Source organism: Kitasatospora sp. NPDC008050, from assembly GCF_042957465.1.
In the GTDB taxonomy this organism is placed as follows: domain Bacteria; phylum Actinomycetota; class Actinomycetes; order Streptomycetales; family Streptomycetaceae; genus Kitasatospora.
The window spans coordinates 296,886-314,755 of record NZ_JBIBIJ010000001.1; the positions used below are offsets into that span (position 1 = coordinate 296,886).

At 71.7% G+C, this 17,870-nt stretch carries 17 protein-coding genes; 6 read left to right on the forward strand and 11 right to left on the reverse strand.

What is annotated here, in order from left to right; all coding sequences use genetic code 11:
* Positions 1-268: 268 nt before the first annotated feature.
* Together ACFZB9_RS01220 and ACFZB9_RS01225 are read right to left on the reverse strand one after the other, a co-directional pair.
* Positions 269-1,294, reverse strand: a complete 1,026-nt coding sequence (locus ACFZB9_RS01220; RefSeq protein WP_391442715.1) for an aspartate-semialdehyde dehydrogenase — start codon at positions 1,292-1,294, stop codon at positions 269-271.
* Between the two features lie 88 nt (positions 1,295-1,382).
* Positions 1,383-2,285 carry a dihydrodipicolinate synthase family protein gene (locus ACFZB9_RS01225; RefSeq protein ID WP_391442717.1) on the reverse strand — a complete coding sequence of 301 codons (903 nt, stop codon included), beginning with the start codon at positions 2,283-2,285 and terminating at the stop codon, positions 1,383-1,385.
* Positions 2,286-2,356: 71 nt separating this feature from the next.
* Between ACFZB9_RS01225 and ACFZB9_RS01230 the strand changes: the two genes are divergently transcribed.
* Complete coding sequence (locus ACFZB9_RS01230; RefSeq protein ID WP_391442718.1) at positions 2,357-3,265, forward strand: LysR family transcriptional regulator; 909 nt, start codon at positions 2,357-2,359, stop codon at positions 3,263-3,265.
* Positions 3,266-3,340: 75 nt separating this feature from the next.
* Positions 3,341-4,072 (forward strand): RDD family protein, encoded by a 732-nt coding sequence (locus ACFZB9_RS01235; protein ID WP_391442721.1) that lies wholly within the window; start codon positions 3,341-3,343, stop codon positions 4,070-4,072.
* On the opposite strand, the gene ACFZB9_RS01240 is transcribed toward ACFZB9_RS01235, so the two are convergent.
* The gene (locus tag ACFZB9_RS01240) at positions 4,059-4,511 is read right to left on the reverse strand and encodes a Scr1 family TA system antitoxin-like transcriptional regulator (protein WP_391443308.1); all 453 of its coding nucleotides are present in this window, start codon (positions 4,509-4,511) and stop codon (positions 4,059-4,061) included. The genes ACFZB9_RS01235 and ACFZB9_RS01240 overlap by 14 nt on opposite strands.
* A gap of 11 nt (positions 4,512-4,522) precedes the next feature.
* Between ACFZB9_RS01240 and ACFZB9_RS01245 the strand changes: the two genes are divergently transcribed.
* The 3 genes from ACFZB9_RS01245 (at position 4,523) to ACFZB9_RS01255 (ending at position 9,162) form a co-directional block, all read left to right on the forward strand.
* Positions 4,523-4,672 (forward strand): hypothetical protein, encoded by a 150-nt coding sequence (locus tag ACFZB9_RS01245; RefSeq protein WP_391442722.1) that lies wholly within the window; start codon positions 4,523-4,525, stop codon positions 4,670-4,672.
* Positions 4,673-4,821: 149 nt separating this feature from the next.
* Positions 4,822-8,370 carry a DNA polymerase III subunit alpha gene (gene dnaE, locus ACFZB9_RS01250; protein WP_391442724.1) on the forward strand — a complete coding sequence of 1,183 codons (3,549 nt, stop codon included), beginning with the start codon at positions 4,822-4,824 and terminating at the stop codon, positions 8,368-8,370.
* Positions 8,371-8,547: 177 nt separating this feature from the next.
* Positions 8,548-9,162, forward strand: a complete 615-nt coding sequence (locus ACFZB9_RS01255; RefSeq protein ID WP_391442725.1) for a hypothetical protein — start codon at positions 8,548-8,550, stop codon at positions 9,160-9,162.
* Between the two features lie 7 nt (positions 9,163-9,169).
* Here the strand turns inward: ACFZB9_RS01255 and ACFZB9_RS01260 are convergent, their stop codons facing one another.
* Genes ACFZB9_RS01260 through ACFZB9_RS01270 form a run of 3 tightly spaced genes read right to left on the reverse strand, consistent with a single transcriptional unit; the run spans position 9,170 to position 13,435 of the window.
* Positions 9,170-9,769 (reverse strand): dienelactone hydrolase family protein, encoded by a 600-nt coding sequence (locus ACFZB9_RS01260; protein ID WP_391442727.1) that lies wholly within the window; start codon positions 9,767-9,769, stop codon positions 9,170-9,172.
* Positions 9,770-9,815: 46 nt separating this feature from the next.
* On the reverse strand, positions 9,816-10,670 hold the full coding sequence (locus ACFZB9_RS01265; protein ID WP_391442728.1) for an ABC transporter permease: 855 nt from the start codon (positions 10,668-10,670) through the stop codon (positions 9,816-9,818).
* Positions 10,667-13,435, reverse strand: coding sequence for an alpha/beta fold hydrolase (locus ACFZB9_RS01270; protein WP_391442730.1), 2,769 nt, complete (start codon positions 13,433-13,435; stop codon positions 10,667-10,669). The genes ACFZB9_RS01265 and ACFZB9_RS01270 overlap by 4 nt, the downstream gene beginning before the upstream one ends.
* 109 nt (positions 13,436-13,544) lie before the next feature.
* Here ACFZB9_RS01270 and ACFZB9_RS01275 point away from each other — a divergent pair, with 109 nt between their 5' ends.
* Positions 13,545-14,546 carry a mechanosensitive ion channel family protein gene (locus tag ACFZB9_RS01275; RefSeq protein ID WP_391442731.1) on the forward strand — a complete coding sequence of 334 codons (1,002 nt, stop codon included), beginning with the start codon at positions 13,545-13,547 and terminating at the stop codon, positions 14,544-14,546.
* Between the two features lie 18 nt (positions 14,547-14,564).
* Here ACFZB9_RS01275 and ACFZB9_RS01280 read toward each other — a convergent pair whose 3' ends face one another.
* From ACFZB9_RS01280 to ACFZB9_RS01300, 5 genes are all read right to left on the reverse strand, one after another.
* The gene (locus ACFZB9_RS01280) at positions 14,565-15,068 is read right to left on the reverse strand and encodes an LURP-one-related/scramblase family protein (protein ID WP_391442732.1); all 504 of its coding nucleotides are present in this window, start codon (positions 15,066-15,068) and stop codon (positions 14,565-14,567) included.
* A gap of 52 nt (positions 15,069-15,120) precedes the next feature.
* Positions 15,121-15,603 (reverse strand): GNAT family N-acetyltransferase, encoded by a 483-nt coding sequence (locus tag ACFZB9_RS01285; protein ID WP_391442734.1) that lies wholly within the window; start codon positions 15,601-15,603, stop codon positions 15,121-15,123.
* Positions 15,593-16,531: an RluA family pseudouridine synthase gene (locus ACFZB9_RS01290; protein ID WP_391442736.1), complete on the reverse strand. Its 939-nt coding sequence runs from the start codon at positions 16,529-16,531 to the stop codon at positions 15,593-15,595. Before ACFZB9_RS01290 ends, ACFZB9_RS01285 begins: the two co-directional genes overlap by 11 nt.
* A 66-nt stretch (positions 16,532-16,597) precedes the next feature.
* On the reverse strand, positions 16,598-17,281 hold the full coding sequence (lspA, locus tag ACFZB9_RS01295) for a signal peptidase II (protein ID WP_391442737.1): 684 nt from the start codon (positions 17,279-17,281) through the stop codon (positions 16,598-16,600).
* A gap of 52 nt (positions 17,282-17,333) precedes the next feature.
* Positions 17,334-17,858 carry a TraR/DksA family transcriptional regulator gene (locus ACFZB9_RS01300; protein WP_391442738.1) on the reverse strand — a complete coding sequence of 175 codons (525 nt, stop codon included), beginning with the start codon at positions 17,856-17,858 and terminating at the stop codon, positions 17,334-17,336.
* Positions 17,859-17,870 lie beyond the last annotated feature (12 nt).

The following is a 17,870-nucleotide window of genomic DNA, read 5'->3' on the forward strand; positions in this document are numbered from 1 at the left end:
TGCCGGACCGTTGCGGTCTCCATTACCCCCCGAAGGCGTCGTGAATCACCCGGCTGCGCGGGCTTCCCGGTAGGCCGGCCGGGGGTTGTGAACGGCACGGTGACTCCGTTCGGCCCAGTTGACCGGGCCTGGGCGGAAAAGCCGTGGGGCTCCTGACATCACGTCAGGAGCCCCACGGTCCGGGTTCGCCCGGTCGGCCCAGTCGTGGGCGGCCCAATCGTGGGCGGCCCAAGCCCGGTCGGCCCAAGCCCGGTCGGCCCAGTCGTGGTCAGCCCAGCTCGGCGGCGACCAGCTCGGCGATCTGCACGGCGTTGAGCGCCGCGCCCTTGCGCAGGTTGTCGTTGGACAGGAAGAGCGAGATGCCGTTCTCCGCCGTCTCGTCCCGCCGGATCCGGCCCACGAAGCTCGGGTCCTGGCCGGCCGCCTGCAGCGGGGTGGGAATGTCGCTCAGCGCCACGCCCGGCGCCTGGGCCAGCAGCTCGGTGACCCGCTCGGGGCTGATCGGGCGCGCGAAGCGGGCGTTGACCTGGAGCGAGTGGCCGGTGAAGACCGGCACCCGGACGCAGGTGCCGGAGACCTTGAGCTCGGGGATGCCGAGGATCTTGCGGCTCTCGTGGCGCAGCTTCTGCTCCTCGTCGGTCTCGTTCAGACCGTCGTCCACGATCGAGCCGGCCAGCGGGAGCACGTTGAACGCAATCGGGCGCTTGTAGACCTGCGGCTCGGGGAAGTCGACGTTCGAACCGCCGTGGGTGAGCGCCGCGGCGCCGTCCACGACCTTGCGGGCCTGCTCCTGCAGCTCGGCGACACCGGCCAGGCCGCTGCCCGAGACGGCCTGGTAGGTGGCCACCACCAGGGCGGTCAGTTCGGCCTCCTGGTGCAGCGGGCGCAGCACCGGCATGGCGGCCATCGTGGTGCAGTTCGGGTTGGCGATGATGCCCTTGGGGCGGTCGGCGATCGCGTCCGGGTTGACCTCGGCCACCACCAGCGGGACCTCGGGGTCACGCCGCCAGGCGGAGGAGTTGTCGATCACCACGGCGCCGGCCGCGGCCACCTTGGGGGCCAGCTCCTTGGAGCTGGCCCCACCGGCGGAGAAGATCACGATGTCCAGGCCCGTGTAGTCGGCGGTGGCCGCGTCCTCGACGGTGACCTCACCACCCTGCCAGGGCAGCGTCCTACCGGCCGAGCGCGCCGAGGCGAACAGCCGCAGCTGCTCGACCGGGAACGAGCGCTCCGCCAGGATCTCCCGGACCACACCGCCGACCTGGCCGGTGGCGCCCACAATGCCGATCTTCATCCGTACGTCCTCCTCCGATGTGCTGCTCAGCTTCATCTTGCCTGCTCGCCGAAATATCCCCGCACGGTATTCACCACGTGGACACCGTTCACCGGATGGACACCGACAGCCGATCCAGCAGTTCCAGCACGGCGGCCACCGAAACCGGACTCGCGGGCAGCAGCGGCAGCCGCACCGCCGCGCTCGGAATCCGCCCCTGGGCGTGCAGCACCCCCTTGACCACCACCGGGTTGGGCTCGGCGAAGACCGCCGCCGAGAGCCCGGCCAGCCGGTGGCCCAACTCCCGCGCCCGCGCCGCGTCCCCGGCCGCCCACGCTTCGGTCAACTCGACGAAGTGCCGGGTGGCCAGATGCGCCGAGGACAGGATCCCGCCGCTCGCGCCGAGCGCCAGCATCGGTGACAGGAAGGTGTCGTCGCCGGGCAGCACCGCGAAGCCGGGCGGCGGGTCGGCCAGCAGCGCCACGGCCGGCGCGTCCAGCGCGCCGGTGGCGTACTTCACACCCACGATGCCGGGCAGCCGGGCGATCGCGCCGAGCGCCTGGGCGTCCAGCTGCTGACCGGTGCGATAGGGGATGTGATAAACGATCAGCGGCACCGGGCTCTGTGCCGCGAGTCGCTCGAAGTGCGCCAGCACCCCCGCCGGGCCGGGGCGCACGAAGGCCGGCACGGTGGTCAGCGCGGCGACCACCTCGGGGCGGCCGCCCAGCCCGGCCAGCGCATCGAGGCTCTGCCGGGTACCGCCGCCGCCCGCGCCGACCACCAACGGCACCCGGCGCTCGCGGGCGACCCGGGTGCAGACGTCGAGGACGGCGGCCCGCTCGCCCGGGTCCAGGGCGGCCGGCTCGCCGGTGGTGCCGAGCGCGACCAGGCCGGCCGCGCCCTCGTCCAGGACCTCGTGCGCCAGCGCCTCCAGCGCGTCCAGGGCGACCGTGTCGGCATCGGTGAACGGGGTGATCAGCGGGACGAGGATCCCGCGCAGCTCTTGATCCATGCCTTGAGCCTGCGGCCCGGCCACTGTGCGGGTCCAGTTCGCTTTTCCATCGCAAACCGTAAGCTGTGCTGATGCTCGATGTCCGCCGCCTGCGGCTGCTGCGGGAACTGGCCCACCGCGGCACCATCGCCGCCGTCGCCGAGGCGCTGGCCTTCAGCCCCTCGGCCGTCTCCCAGCAGCTCACCGCGCTGGAGCGGGAGGCCGGGGTGGCACTGCTGGAGCGCACCGGGCGGCGGGTGGCGCTCACCCCCGCCGCGCACGGCCTGGTCCGGCACGCCGAGACGGTACTGGCGGTGCTGGAGCAGGCCGGCGCCGAGCTGGCCGGGGCCCGGCGCGGACCGGCCGGACCGCTGCGGATCGGCACCTTCCCGTCCGCCGCCCGGGTGGTGATCCCGCCGGCCCTGGTGCTGCTCGCCGAGCGGTGGCCGGAGCTGGAGCCGATGGTCGCCGAGGTCGACCCGGCAGGCGTGGCCGACCTGCTGCGCGCCGGCGAGCTGGACGTCGCCCTGGTGCACGACTACGACTTCGTCCCCGCGCCCGCCGAGCCCGGCATCGCGAGCGAGCCGCTCTTCGCCGAGGCGATGTACCTGGCCACCGCCGAGCCCGGTGACGGGCCCGGTGCCGGCACGCTGGCCGCCCATGCCGGCGCCCCGTGGATCCTCGCCACCCACGGCACGCTCTGCCATGCGATGACGATCCGGGCCTGCCAGGCAGCGGGCTTCACGCCGCGGATCCGGCACCGCGCCGACGACTTCGACACCGTGCTCGCCCTGGTCGCCGCCGGTCAGGGGGTGGCCCTGGTCCCGGAGCTGGGCCTGCTGGCGCCGCCGCCGGCCGTGCGGCTGTACCGGCTGCCGATGTCGCGGCGCACCACCGTCGCCTTCCGGCAGGGCGCGGGCGGCCACCCGGCCGTCGCGGCCTTCGGGGCGGCGGTCCGTGCCGCGCTGCCCGGCAACCTCCGCAGTTCACGTAACAGTTGATCTCAAAGTCTTCCTAAAGGATTGTCAGGACCGCTAGAACCTTTGAGGGTAAGCCTCCACGAAACGAGCGGGCAGATGACCAATCAACCTCCGGGCTACGGCTACCCCTCCGACCAGGACCCGCGCGGCCAGCAGCCGCCGCCTGGGCAGCAGAACCCGTACGGGTCGCAGGATCCCTACGGCCAGCAGCCCCCGGCACAGCCGGGCTACGGCGTCCCGCAGGGCCCGTACGACCCGCAGCCGCCCCAGGGCGGCTACGGCGCCCCGCCGCCCGGCGGCCAGGGCCAGCAGCCCGGCTTCGGCTACCCGCCCCCGCCCGGCGGCTACCAGCAGCCCGGCCAGCTGCCGCCGTGGCTCGGCCCGACCAACCCCTACGGCCCGCCGCCGCCCGGCACCCGCACCCTGGCCGGCCCCGGCGACCGCTTCCTGGCCCGCCTGATCGACCTCGGCGTGCTGCTGATCCCGTTCCTGCTGGTGGAGGCCGTGCTCGGCTTCGGCAGCATCGTGTCCGACATCGTCGTCGCCCTGCTGGTCTTCGTCTACGAGGGCGCGATGATGCTCAGCCAGCAGCAGCAGAGCATCGGCAAGAAGGTCATGAAGCTCCGGGTCGTCTCCGCCGCCCACGGCGGGCGGCCCAGCGACAACGAGCTCTGGGCCCGCTCCGCCGTCTACGGCCTGCCCCAGGCCGTCATCTGCATCGGCACGCTGTTCGCGCTGGTCAACGTGCTCTCGCTGCTCTGGGACAAGCCCCTGCAGCAGTGCTTCCACGACAAGGCCGGCAAGACCGTGGTGGTCAAGGAGGGCTGAGGCCGCGACAACAACGAGGTCCGGTGCCCTGCTGCGTACACTGCGGGCACCGGGCCTCGCCCCTTCGGGGCTGGCCAGCGGTCGAAGGCGCTGAAGTCGGCGAGATGATCGAACTCACCGTCACGGGCACCGCGTTGAACCGGCGCCGAGACCAGGAGACGACTCCCGCATCCCGGGCGAGTCGAGCCCCCACATCGCCCTCGATGTAGACCGCCGGCGGCGATTGGGCTCCGGAGAAGTCCATGATGCTGAACATGGCTCCCATCGCGCTGGCCGCCCCCGCATCGAGCGGCACGACCCGCAACATGATGTGCGGATCGTCTGCCGCCTCCCGCAGCCGCGTCAGCTGCCCCCGCATCGTCCGCGCCCCGCCGACCCGCGCCACCAAGGCCGACTGCAGCACGACGACATCCAGTAGCGGCGGATTGGGTTTGCTCAGTGGACCCCGCGATGCGCGAGGAGATCCAGCCGGTCGCGGTCACCTCGGATCCCCGGGAGGCCGTCCGCCAGATGCGCCCGTACCTGATCGGAGCGCTGCTCAAGCTGGACGAGCGTGAGACCACCGCCCGGGTCCTGACAGCGGCACGCCGAGCCGGCTGACCGCGCGCACGCGTGAGGAGCCCGTGATCTCGCCGCTGAGCTGGGGAGGGACGTCCCGGCTCCCCCACGGGCACCTCCAGCGCGGCGTGCTTCCCCTCGCCACCCCATTAGGGTGGATGTTCCCCGGCGGTGAATGACTGGAGACCCCTGTGCCCGATGGCTTTGTGCACCTGCACGTTCACACTGAGTTCTCGATGCTCGACGGGGCGGCGAAGAACAGCAAGCTGTTCGCCGAGGTCGAGCGGCAGGGCATGCCGGCCATCGCGATGAGTGACCACGGCAACATGTTCGGGGCCTACGAGTTCTTCCAGAAGTCCAAGGGCAGCTCGGTCAAGCCGATCATCGGCATCGAGGCGTACCTCGCCCCCGAGTCGCGCTTCCACAAGAAGCAGGTGTTCTGGTCGCCGGGCGGCAAGCGGCCGGCCAACACGGACGGCGAGGGCGGCAAGGACGTCTCCGGTGGTGGCCGCTTCACCCACATGACGATGTGGGCGGAGAACGCCGACGGGCTGCGGAGCCTCTTCAAGCTCTCCTCGCTCGCGTCGATGGAGGGCTACTACACCAAGCCCCGGATGGACCGCGAGCTCCTGGCCCAGCACGCCAAGGGGATCATCGCCAGCACCGGCTGCCCGTCGGGCGAGATCCAGACCCGACTGCGGCTCGGCCAGTACGAGGAGGCGATCGAGGCCGCCTCCACCTACCGGGACATCTTCGGCAAGGAGAACTTCTTCCTTGAGCTGATGGACCACGGCCTCAACATCGAGCTGGACATCCGGGCCGATCTGCTGCGGCTGGGCAAGCAGCTCGGCCTGCCGCTGCTGGCGACCAACGACTCGCACTACGTCACCGAGGACCAGGCCGACGCCCACGACAACCTGCTCTGTGTGGGCACCGGCAAGAACAAGGACGACCCGAACCGGCTGAAGTTCGGCGGCTCCGGCTACTACATCAAGACGCCCGCCGAGATGCGCGAGCTGTTCAGCGAACTGCCGGAGGCCTGCGACAACACGCTCGCCATCGCCGAGCGGATCCAGCCGTACGGCGAGGTCTTCGACTACGTCGACCGGATGCCGCAGTTCGACGTGCCCGAGGGCGAGACCCAGGCCTCCTACCTGCGCCAGAAGATCCAGGCCGGCCTCCACAGGCGTTACGGCGACAACCCGAGCCAGGAGGTGCTGGACCGGATCGAGCTGGAGATGGGCGTCATCACCCCGATGGGGTTCGACGCCTACTTCCTCGTGGTCGCCGACATCTGCCAGTACGGTCGCGACAACGGCATTCCCGTCGGTCCCGGCCGTGGCTCGGCGGCCGGCTCGATGGTCTCCTACCTGACCGGCATCACCCAGCTGGACCCGCTGGAGCACGATCTCCTCTTCGAGCGGTTCCTGAACCCCGAGCGCATCAACCCCCCGGACGTCGACATCGACTTCGACGACCGCCAGCGCGACCAGATGGTGCGCTACGTCACCGAGAAGTACGGCGAGGCCTACACGGCCCAGGTGAACACCTTCGGCACCATCAAGGCCAAGGCCGCCGTCAAGGACTCCAGCCGCATCCTGGGCTACCCCTTCGCGATGGGCGACCGGATCACCAAGGCGATGCCGCCGGACGTGATGGGCAAGGGCGTGCCACTGGCGGATCTCTTCAACGAGAAGCACCCTCGGTACAACGAGGGCACCGAGATCCGCACGATGTACGCCAACGAGCCGGACGTCAAGAAGATCATCGACACCGGTATCGGCATCGAGGGCCTGATCCGCGGCACCGGTGTGCACGCCGCCGCCGTCATCCTCTCCTCGACGCCACTGCTCGAACTGATCCCGCTGCACAAGCGGGACAAGGACGGCGTGATCATCACCGGCTTCGACTACCCGTCGTGCGAAGCCATGGGTCTGATCAAGATGGACTTCCTGGGTCTGCGGAACCTGGGCATCATCGACCACTGCATCAAGATCGTGAAGTCCAACCGCGGCATCGACGTCGACATCGAGAACATCCCGATCGACGACCCGACGACCTACGAACTGCTCGCCCGCGGCGACACGCTGGGCGTCTTCCAGCTCGATGGCGGCCCCATGCGCGCGCTGCTCAAGCTGATGAAGCCCACCGAGTTCGCCGACATCTCCGCCGTCTCGGCGCTGTACCGGCCCGGCCCGATGGGCATGAACTCGCACACCAACTACGCGCTGCGCAAGAACGCCCAGCAGGAGATCATCCCGATCCACCCGGAGCTGGAGGCACCGCTCTCCGAGGTCCTCGGCCCCACCTACGGCCTGATCGTCTACCAGGAGCAGGTGCAGCGAGCCGCGCAGGTGCTGGCCGGCTACAGCCTCGGACAGGCCGACCTGCTCCGCCGCGCGATGGGCAAGAAGAAGAAGGAGGTCCTCGAAAAGGAGTTCGTCCCGTTCCACGCCGGCTGCAAGGAGCGCGGCTACTCCGACGAGGCCATCCAGGCGGTCTGGGACGTGCTGGTCCCGTTCGCCGGCTACGCGTTCAACAAATCGCACTCGGCCGCCTACGGCCTGGTCTCGTACCAGACCGCCTACCTGAAGGCGAACTACCCCGCCGAGTACATGGCCGCCCTGCTCACCTCGGTCGCGGACGACAAGGACAAGATGGCCGTCTACCTGGCCGAGTGCCGGTCGATGGGCATCAAGATCCTCTCCCCCGACGTCAACGAGTCCGTGGTCGACTTCACCGCCGTCGGCACCGACGTCCGCTTCGGCCTCAAGGCCGTGCGCAACGTCGGCGTCCCGGTCATCGAGTCGATGATCAAGACCCGCAAGGAGAAGGGGAAGTACTCCTCCTTCGCCGACTTCCTGGACAAGGCCGAGCTGGTCGCCTGCAACAAGCGCACCATCGACTCGCTGATCAAGGCCGGCGCCTTCGACTCGCTGAACCACACCCGCCAGTCGCTCTGCGCCGTGCACGAGCAGGCCATCGACGCCGTCACCGGGGTCAAGAAGCAGCAGGCGATCGGCCAGGACGACCTGTTCGGCGCACTCGACACCGACTCCGACACGCCCACCATCGGCCTGGACTTCGAGCTCACCGACCGCGAGTGGCCGCGCCGCCAGCTGCTCAGCCTGGAGCGCGAGATGCTCGGCCTGTACGTCTCCAGCCACCCGCTGGACGGCGCCGAGCACATCCTGGCCCGCAACCGCGACGTCTCGATCGCCGAACTGATGGGCTCCGGCCGCACCGAGGGCGAGGTCCGGCTCTCCGGGCTGATCACCGGGGTGGACCGGCGGATCAACAAGGCGGGCAACGCCTGGGCGATCATCACCCTGGCCGACCGCGACGGCTCGGTCGAGGTCCTCTTCTTCCCGGCCACCTACAACCTGATGGCCGACCAGATGATCGAGGACAACGTCATCTCGGTGCGCGGCCGGCTCAACGAGCGTGACGGCGCGCTGAGCATCTTCGGCCAGGAGATCGTCAGCCTGGACATCTCCGCGGCCGAGCACGGCGGCAAGCCCCCGGTGCAGCTCACCGTGCCCTACCCGAAGGTGACGGCCAACATGGTGCGCGAGCTCAAGCTCACGCTCCAGGCGCACCCCGGCGACGTACCGGTCCGGCTGCTCACCACCAGCCGCCAGCGCGACGTCCTCTACGAGCTCGGCTTCCTGGTCAACCCCGACACCGCCTTCGCCAGCGAGGTGAAGACGCTCCTCGGCCCGGCCGCCTGGAGCGCCTGACCCGGTGGTTACCGGTGCGCGCTACTCTCAGCGCGCACCGGGAGCCGTGGAGACGCCATGGCCCCGCCGTCCGGAGGGGACACCATGAGTTACGCGCCGCCCGTCGGAGGCTTTCCGACCCCGCAACCGGCACCGGGCGGATCGCGCCCGGCGGTACTGCCCGGGTTGGCGGCACTGATGATCGTCGACGTACTGCTGGAGCTGGCGATCCTGGGCTTCGACCTCAGCAAGCAGGGCGTGGCCTACCTGCCGACCGCGTTCGGGATCAACTACGACCACTTCGTGCGGGACGCCGCGATCAACTTCTCCGCCACCGACACCGCGTTCGTGCTCGCACTGATCGCGCTGGTCATCGGCGCCTTCGCCGGCGCTGCCTGGGTGCGCCCGGCCGGCGTCGCGGTGCTGCTGGTGAGCGCCTACAGCTCGGTGCTGACGGAGATCGCGCAGCTGACCGGCAACCAGTACCTCTCGCACGCCTTCCGCTCACCGGGCTCCAACCTGCTGCTCAACCTGGACGTCATCGTCCAGGTGGTGCTCGCGCTGGTCTTCGTGCTGGCGGTGGCGGTCACCCGGCGCCCGGCGGGGACGGCCGCGGTGGCGGCCCCGGTCGGCTACCCGGGCGGCTACCCGGCCCCGTTCCCCGCCCAGGGCGCCCCCGGCTACGGCGCGCCGATCCCGTCCCAGCCGGTCGCCGGCTACCCGGCGCCGATGGCACCGCCCGCCCAGCAACCCGTCCAGCCGATCACCTACGGCTATCCGCCGCAGCCGCCGCAGGCCCCGCCGACCGCCTGACGGATCGTCAGTTCTGCCCGGTCAGCTCGTCCAGCTCGGTCAGGAAGTCGAGCGAGGCCGCCCAGGCGGTCTCGGCCGCCTCGGCGTCGTAGTCCGGCAGCTCGGGGTCGGTGAACAGGTGCCCCGCACCGCGGTAGCGGTGCACCTCCACCTCGGCCCCGGCCCGGCGCATGCCCAGGTACCAGGTGTTCAGCCAGTCCTCGGTCTCGAACGGGTCGGGCTCGGCGATGTGCAGCTGCACCAGGATCCCGGTGGCGGCGTCCTCGCGCAGGTCGGAGGTGCCGTGCAGGAGCAGCAGGCCGAGCGAGTGCTCGTCGGCCAGCGCCAGGTTCTGGGCCAGCCCGCCGCCGAGCGAGAAGCCGGCGTAGACCAGCTTGGTCCCGGCCGTGGCGAGCAGCGGGGCTGCTGCGCCGACCGCCCGGCGCAGCAGCTCGTCGTTGCCGAGCTCCTCGCGGTAGGCCATGCCCTCCTCGACGGTGTCGAAGACCTTGCCGTCGTACAGGTCCGGCACGTGCACCTGGTGTCCGGCCGCACGCAGCCGGTCGGCGGCGGCGTGCACGGCGGGGCGCAGCCCGTAAGCGGAGTGGAGGAGCAGGATCTGGGCCACGGGGGGACTCCGTACATCGTTCGAGGCGGTACCCGCCCATCCTCCCCTACGAGACGATGTCCTTGCGCGCGAACCCCCGGAAGGCCAGCGCCAGCAGCACGGCCGCGTAGGAGAGCGAGAGCGAGACGCCCTGGAGCATCCCGCCCCACTCCAGCTGCGGCTGCAGCGCGTCCGCCCAGGCGTACTGCCAGTGCGCGGGCAGCCACTCGCGCAGCCCGCCGAGCGCGGTGATCGCGTCCAGCACCCCGGTGATGATGCTGAGGAAGACGGCGCCGCCGACCGCGCCGAGCGGGGCGTCGGAGGCGGTGGAGAGGAAGAAGGCGAGCGCGCCGACCACCACCTCGCTGAGGATCACGAAGCCGACCGCGATGGCCAGGCGGGGCAGCGCCTCGGCGGCGGGCAGGCTGCCGCCGGCGGGCAGCTTGAGGTCGCCCCAGCCGTAGGCGGCGGTGCCGACCCCGAGGCCGACCAACGGCAGCAGCACGATGGCGGCGGCCGAGAAGAGCAGCCCGACGGTGAGCTTGCGGGCCAGCAGCCGGGCCCGCGGCACCGGCGCGGCCAGCAGGTAGCGCAGCGAGGACCAACCGGCCTCGGCGGCCACCGTGTCCCCGCAGAACAGCGCGACCGGGATCACCAGCACGAAGCCGGTGCCCATGAAGAGCAGGGTGGCCGCGAAGTTGGGCCCGGAGGCGGTGGCCAGCGAGACGAAGGTGACCTGGTCGGGCCGGCTCGGGGTGCCGCCGATCTGGAAGGCGGCCAGCACGATGAACGGCAGCGCGAAGAGCACCGCCGCGATCACCAGGGTGCGGCGGCGGCGCAGCTGGCGAAGCGCCTCCACCCGCAGCGGCAGGGTGCGCTGGGGGCGGTAGCCGGGCGCCCGGTCCGCCAGGGTGCTGCTCACGCCGGGCCTCCGATCATCGACAGGAACGCGTCCTCCAGGCGGCGGTGCGGACCGGCCCGCTCCACCGGGACGTCCAAGCGGACCAGCTCGGCAACCAGCTGGTGCGCGGTCAGGCCGTCCAGCCGGACCAGCAGTCCGTGGCCTGCGACCTCCGCCGAGCCGACGCCGGGCAGCGCGGCGGCCTTATCGGCCGCTGCCGCCAGCTCGGCGGCGCCGTACGAGGCGGGGGTGCCGACCAGCAGCAGCTCGCCGCCACCGATGATCTCCGCCACCGCGCCGGTGCTGACCAGCCGGCCGCGGTCCATCACCACCAGGTGGGTGCAGCTCTGCTCGACCTCGGCGAGCAGGTGGCTGGAGACGATCACGGTGCGTCCGGTGGCCGCGTAGCGGATCATCACCTCGCGCATCTCGCGGATCTGCGGCGGGTCGAGCCCGTTGGTCGGCTCGTCCAGGATCAGCAGGTCCGGCAGGCCGAGCATGGCCTGGGCGATCGCCAGGCGCTGGCGCATGCCCTGCGAGTAGGTGCGCACCGCGCGCTCCAGCGCCTCGCCCAGGTCGGCGATCTCCAGCGCCTCGGCCAGGTGCGCGTCCTCGGCGGGGCGCCCGGTGGCCTGCCAGTACAGCTCCAGGTTGGCCCGTCCGCTCAGGTGCGGCAGGAACCCGGCACCCTCCACGAAGGCGCCGACCCGGGAGAGCACCGGGGCGCCGGGGCGCACGGCGTGGCCGAAGATCCTGATCTCGCCCTCGTCCGGGCGGATCAGGCCCATCAGCATCCGCAGCGTGGTGGTCTTGCCGGCGCCGTTGGGCCCGAGCAGGCCGAGCACCTGGCCCGGCTCGACGGTGAAGCCCAGGTCGCGCACGGCGTAGCGGTCGGCGGCGCCCTTGTAGCGCTTGCTCAGCCCGGTGATCCGCAGCGGGATCAGCGCGAGCGCCGGGTCCGGCGGCGGCACCGCGCGGCGCCGGCGCATCGTCAGCAGCAGGCCGGCGGCCACCACCAGCGCGAGCAGCGGCAGCTGCCAGACGCGGGCCGGCAGCGGGGCCGCCTCGGTGTGCAGGGCGCTGTCGGTGGGGACGGTCAGCGGGCCTGCCGCCGCCACCTGGTAGGTGGCGGGCGCGTTCGGTGAGGCGTAGGCCAGGTCGGTGCTGGCGAGCACCAGGCGCAGCCGGTGGCCGGCGGCGAAGGAGTGGTCGACGGCGGGCAGGCCGACGGTCACCGTCCTGCCGCCGGGCGCGTCGGCGCCGGTGACCCGCAACGGGGCGGCGAGCTGCTGCGGCAGGGTCTGGCTGCCGTCCGGGGCGACGTCGTAGAGCTTGGCGAAGAGCACCGCGTCCGGCTGGTCGGCGTGCACGGTGATCTTGACGGTGGGTCTGCCGGTCAGCTGGATCCCGTCGGCCAGCGGGGCGGAGTCGAAGGTCGCGGACTGCCCCGGGAAGTCGAGTGAGAGTCCGACGCCCAGCTGCGAGGCCTGGGCGAGCGCGCCCAGCCCCGGCACGGTGGAGATCGCCGGCGGCGCGCCGCCGGGCGGGTTGGCGATGGTCTGCTGACCGCCGCTCAGCTGCACGGCGGTGCTGGCGGTGCCGCCCAGGCCCGGGTACCGGTTGGCGTCGGCGCCGCGCAGCACGGCCTGGAAGCCGGTGGAGTCCACGCCCCCGGTCCTGGTGACCCGGAAGGCCGGGCCGGTGTTGGTGTCCTGGTGCTTCAGGTACGTGTCGAACCAGGCGATCACCCGGTCGTCCACCCGGTCGCTGGTCTCGGTGCCGCCGTCGTGGCCGCCGGCGAACCAGTCGACCGAGACCGGGGCGCCGTTGGCGGCGATCGCCTTGGCCATCGCATCGCCCTGGTCCAGCGGGAAGAGCGAGTCCTGCTCGCCCTGGACCACCAGCGTGGGCACCTTGATCTGGGATGCGAAAGTCGACGGGCTCGACTTCTCCAGCAGGGCAACGGCCTGGGCATCGGGCCGGCCGGCGCTGGCCACCCGGTTGTACATCGCGCACAGGTCGGCGGTGAAGCGGCCGCAGCCCACCGGGCCCGGACTGCTGACCGCGGGCGCCGGCTTGCCGGTGGTGGAGGCGGTCAGGTCACCGGCGGATCCGTCGGTGAAGAAGATGCCGGCCCACAGCTTCTTGAACACCCCGTCGGCCGCGCTGCCGCCCTGGACGTTCTGCGGGAAGAGCGCGTCCGCCAGGTTCCACCAGGTGATCCGGGGAGCGATGGCCTTGATCCGGGGATCGGCGGCCGCCGCCAGCAGTGCGATCGCACCGCCGTAGGAGGCGCCGGTGATGCCGACCACCGGATCGCCGGGCTTGTCCTTGAGCACCTCGGGCCGCTGGGTCAGCCAGTCCACCAGGTGCTTGACGTCCTGCACCTCGCCGTCGGGCGAGTCCAGGCCGATCTGCCCGGTGGAGTGCCCGAAGCCGCGCGAGGACCAGGTGAGCACCGCGTAGCCGGCCCGGGCCAGCTTGCGCGCCTCGCCCGCCTCGTCGTCCTTGCTGCCGCCGAACCCGTGGGCGAGCAGCACCGCGGGGCGCGGGCTGCTGCCGGTGGTGAAGAAGGAGGTGTCGATGGAGACCTGCTGGGAGCTGCCCGGCGCCTCGGGCATCGAGAGGAAACGGTCCTCCTGGTGCACCGCGGCCGGGGCGCCCGTCACCGCGGCCGCCGTCCCCAGGCCGACCAGCACGGCCAGCACCAGCCCCCAGGCCAGCAGCCGACGGCGGGTCGGCCTGCCACGTGCGCGCCAACGCCGCCAGGGGCCAGGGAGCTTCATGGACAGCGATCCTATCCGCGGTCTCTGAGAGGGTCCGCCGGGAGGGGGCCGGTCAGGAACCGGTCGAGCTGCGGCGATTTGCCCGACTCGTCCGCGTATCGTGTGTGCCGTGCTGCAGCCCCTGCTCACCCTGCTCGCCACCGTCGCCATCACCCTGGTGGTCGGCTGGCTGGTCGACCAGACGCTGCAGCGGGTCAGTGCCCGACACCCCGAGGACCGCCTCTGGTCCCTGCTGCGCCGCTGCCGGATCCCGCTCCAACTGGTGGTGGCGCCCGCGCTGCTGCTGGCCGCCCGCCCCGTCGACCCGTTGACCGACGAGGGCCTGCGCCACGCGCTGCTGCTCATCCTGCTCGCCGCGCTGGGCTGGCTGACCGAGCGGGTCATGGCGGCGGCGCTGGCCGCGGTGCAGATCCGCTACGAAGCGGTGGCCGGCGATCCGTCCCGGCTGCAGCGGGTGCGCACCCAGCTCAACATGCTGCGCCGGGCGGTCGGCGCGGTGATCGTGGCCGTCACCGCGGCCGTGATGCTGCTGACCTTCGCCGAGATGCGCACCATCGGCACCAGCCTGCTGGCCTCGGCCGGCATCATCGGCGTGGTGGCGGGCATCGCGGCGCAGAACACGCTGGGCAACTTCTTCGCGGGCCTGCAGATCGCCTTCGGCGACACCGTCCGGATCGGCGACACCGTGGTGGTGGAGACCCAGCAGGGCACGGTGGAGGAGATCACCCTCACCTACCTGGTGGTGCGGCTGTGGGACTACCGGCGGCTGATCGTGCCGGTCTCCTACTTCGTCAGCAAGCCCTTCGAGAACTGGACCCGCAAGGACCCGGGCCTGCTCGCGGTGGTGCTGCTGCACCTGGACCACACCACCCCGGTACCGGCACTGCGCGAGCGGCTGGGCGAGCTGCTGGCCCGCTCCCCGCTGTGGGACGGCACCGAGTGGGCACTGCGGGTCGTCGACACCACCCCCAGCACCATCGTGGTGCGGGCCACCATGACCGCCCGCACCCCGGAGGACACCTTCCTGCTGCGCTGCGAGGTCCGCGAGGACCTGCTCGGCTTCCTGCGCGAGGAGCACCCGCAGGCTCTGCCGCGGGTGCGCACCGACTGAACCCGCCCTGAGCGGGCCTCAGAGATTCGTGATCTTCTCGCCCTTGAGGTCCTGCAGGGTGTGGTCCACGCAGACCGCCAGGACGATCAGCAGCACGGCGTCCTGCGGGCTCAGCACATCCACGGCATAGGCGTCGCGGATGCTGAACCAGCGCCGGGAGATGTGCGCCAGCGTGGTGCCCTCGTGCCGGATGTCGAACTCCCGGTCCCAGAGGTTGCCCACTATCTTCAGCTGCCGCCCGTCCCGCAGCCGGACCTTGAAGCGGTCGCCGAACAGCTTGAGGAACCGCTTGCTGATCTTGGCCACCACCTCACCCTCGTGCTTGATCAGGATGGTGTGGTGCCAGGTCAGGGCCTTGCGCACGATGGTGGCCACCACCGTGCCCCGGGTGTCCACGAAGTGGAAGGTGCTGCGCAGCCGGAAGAGCTTCTTGTTGACCCGGTAGAGCTTCTCGCGGTGCTCGGTCTCGATCCAGGCTTCCTCGTGGAAGGCGAACATCCGGTCGCGGATCAGATAGCGCATCGGTCCCCCGTCACGTTGGTGGTGTGCCGCCCAGAGCGTAGTGCGAGAAGCCTCAGAAAGCCTTGACCATGGTGCGGTGCGGTATTCCCGCGTCGTCGTAGACCGGCCCCTCGGCGGTGTAGCCGAGGCGCTGGTAGAAGCCGAGCGCCTGGACCTGGGCGTGCAGCTCGCACTCGGTGGCCCCCAGCTCGATCCCGGCCCGCTCGACCGCGCCGACCAGGGCCGCGCCCAGGCCGGTGCCGCGGGCCCGCGCGCTGACCGCGAGGCGGCCGAGCAGCACCCGGCCCGCGACGCCGGTCAGCTCCAGCGCCGGCTCGCCGCTGATCAGCCGGGCGGTGCCGACCGGCGCGCCGGCCGGGTCGAGCGCGAGCAGGTGGGTCGAGGTGGCGTCCAGCTCGTCGTACTCCAGCTCGGGCGCGATGCCCTGCTCGACCACGAAGACCTCGTGCCGCACGGCCTTGGCCAGCTCGAACTCCCGCTCGCCGCGGACCACCCGGATGTCCACCGGCTCGGCTCCGCCCGGCTCAGCTCTCATCGGAGATGATCTCCAGCGCCTTGCGCAGGTCCTCGGGGTACTCGCTCTCGAACTGCACCCACTCGCCGTCGGCCGGGTGCTCGAAGCCGAGCGCGACGGCATGCAGCCACTGGCGGGTCAGCCCCAGGCGCTTGGCGAGCGAGGGGTCGGCGCCGTACGTCAGGTCACCCACGCACGGGTGCCGCAGCGCCGACATGTGCACCCGGATCTGGTGGGTGCGGCCGGTCTCCAGCTTGACCGTCAGCAGGGAGGCGGCCCGGTAGGCCTCGATCAGGTCGTAGTGGGTGATCGAGGGCTTGCCCTCGCGGGTCACCGCCCACTTCCAGTCCGAGCTGGGGTGGCGCCCGATCGGGGCGTCGACGGTGCCGCTGAGCGGATCGGGGTGGCCCTGGACCAGCGTGTGGTAGGTCTTCGAGGTGATCCGGTCGTGGAACTGGCGCTTGAGGTCGGTGTAGGCGCGCTCCGACTTGGCGACCACCATCAGCCCCGAGGTGCCGACGTCCAGGCGGTGCACGACGCCCTGGCGCTCGGCGGCCCCCGAGGTGGAGATCCGGTAGCCGGCTGCTGCCAGGTGGCCGATCACGGTCGGGCCGGTCCAGCCCGGGCTCGGGTGCGCGGCGACCCCGACCGGCTTGTCGACCAGCACGATGTCCTGGTCGTCGTGGACGATCCGCATGCCCTCGACGTGCTCGGCGACGATCTGCACCGGGGCGGCGGGCGCCGGGATCTCGACCTCCAGCCAGCTGCCGGCCATCACCCGGTCCGACTTGCCGGCGGTGGCACCGTCGATCCGGACCTTGCCCTCGGCGGCCAGCTCGGCGGCCTTGGTCCGCGAGAGGCCGAACATGCGGGCGAGGGCGGCGTCGAGACGCTCGCCCTCAAGGCCGTCGGGTACGGGAAGCGTGCGGATCTGCGCTGCGGTGCTCACCCGTACGAGTATGCCGCAACCGGCCACCCGCTCCCGCTGCCCGCCGCAGCACGCCCCGCGGCGGGGTCACTCCCCCTTGGCGGTGTTGTGGTTGGAACCGTCCGGGTTGCTGCCGCGGAAGGAGAGCAGCACCACCAGGATCCCGCCGCAGACGATCGCGGAGTCGGCCAGGTTGAAGACCGCGAAGTGCTGCACCGAGATGAAGTCGACCACGTGGCCGCGCAGCACCCCCGGGGAGCGGAACAGCCGGTCGGTCAGGTTGCCCAGCGCTCCGCCGAGCAGCAGGCCCAGCGCGATCGCCCAGGGCAGGCTGTAGAGCCGGCGCGAGATCCGCCAGATCACCACGATCACGGCGGCGGCGATCAGCGTGAAGACCACGGTCATGGTCTGGCCCATCCCGAAGGCGGCGCCGGCGTTGCGGATCACCTGGAAGGTCACCACGTCACCGATCACCTGGATCGGGTCGTGGCCCTCCAGCCTGGCCACCACCAGCAGCTTGCTGCTCAGATCGATCAGGTAGGCGAGCAGCGCCACCGAGAAGAGCAGGACGAGCCGGCGCCGGCGCACCGCGGCGCGCGCCTCGGCCAGGGCGCTCGCACCGGCCGGGCCGCTCGGCGTGCCGGTCGACGCTTCAGCGGTGTCGGCGGGCTCGGTGGGCTCGTCCTGGGTCTGGGGGGAACCTGGGGTAGTGATGATCCGCTCCGCTACCGAGAAAAAGGGGCCGACGTTACGGGGTCGAGCGTACGCCACGCGGTGCGCGCGGCGGCTCGACCCCGGCCCGAACGACCCCGGCGACGGACCGTCAGCGCCGCTCCTGCTTCGCCTTGCAGGCCACGCAGAGGGTCGCCCGGGGGAAGGCCTGCAGCCTGGCCTTGCCCACCGCCTTGCTGCAGGACTCGCAGACGCCGAAGCCCACGCCCTCCAGCCGGACCAGCGCGCGCTCGGTCTGGTCGAGCATGTCGCGGGCGTTGTTGGCGAGGGCGAGTTCGCTCTCCCGGCTGATGTTCTTGGTGCCGGCGTCCACCTGGTCGTCGCCCGCCCCGTCGTTGGAGTCGCGCATCAGGCCGGTGATCGCCGCCTCGGCGGTCTCGATCTCGTCGCGCAGCCGGGTGAGCTCGGCATTCAGCTCGGCGTGCACCTCGGCGACCTCGGCCGCCGTCCACGGGTCCTCGCCCGAGCGGACCGGCAGCTCAGCCGGGTCGACGGACTCGGCTCCGGCCGGCGCCGGGACCGTGGCCCGGGCTCCGGTGGCGACGGGGGTGTGGTTACGGCTGGTGGCCGCGCCGCGCCCGGTGGTGGTGCTGGTCTTCCGCCGTGTCGTGGTCACGGAACCCTCCCC

Excerpts from the sequence above, each read along its gene's own strand:
- ACFZB9_RS01220 (WP_391442715.1), bottom strand. The coding sequence starts at position 1,294 with ATGAAGATCGGCATTGTGGGCGCCACCGGCCAGGTCGGCGGTGTGGTC.
- ACFZB9_RS01225 (WP_391442717.1), bottom strand. The coding sequence starts at position 2,285 with ATGGATCAAGAGCTGCGCGGGATCCTCGTCCCGCTGATCACCCCGTTC.
- ACFZB9_RS01230 (WP_391442718.1), top strand. The coding sequence starts at position 2,357 with ATGCTCGATGTCCGCCGCCTGCGGCTGCTGCGGGAACTGGCCCACCGC.
- ACFZB9_RS01235 (WP_391442721.1), top strand. The coding sequence starts at position 3,341 with ATGACCAATCAACCTCCGGGCTACGGCTACCCCTCCGACCAGGACCCG.
- ACFZB9_RS01245 (WP_391442722.1), top strand. The coding sequence starts at position 4,523 with ATGCGCGAGGAGATCCAGCCGGTCGCGGTCACCTCGGATCCCCGGGAG.
- ACFZB9_RS01255 (WP_391442725.1), top strand. The coding sequence starts at position 8,548 with ATGATCGTCGACGTACTGCTGGAGCTGGCGATCCTGGGCTTCGACCTC.
- ACFZB9_RS01270 (WP_391442730.1), bottom strand. The coding sequence starts at position 13,435 with ATGAAGCTCCCTGGCCCCTGGCGGCGTTGGCGCGCACGTGGCAGGCCG.
- ACFZB9_RS01280 (WP_391442732.1), bottom strand. The coding sequence starts at position 15,068 with ATGCGCTATCTGATCCGCGACCGGATGTTCGCCTTCCACGAGGAAGCC.
- ACFZB9_RS01285 (WP_391442734.1), bottom strand. The coding sequence starts at position 15,603 with ATGAGAGCTGAGCCGGGCGGAGCCGAGCCGGTGGACATCCGGGTGGTC.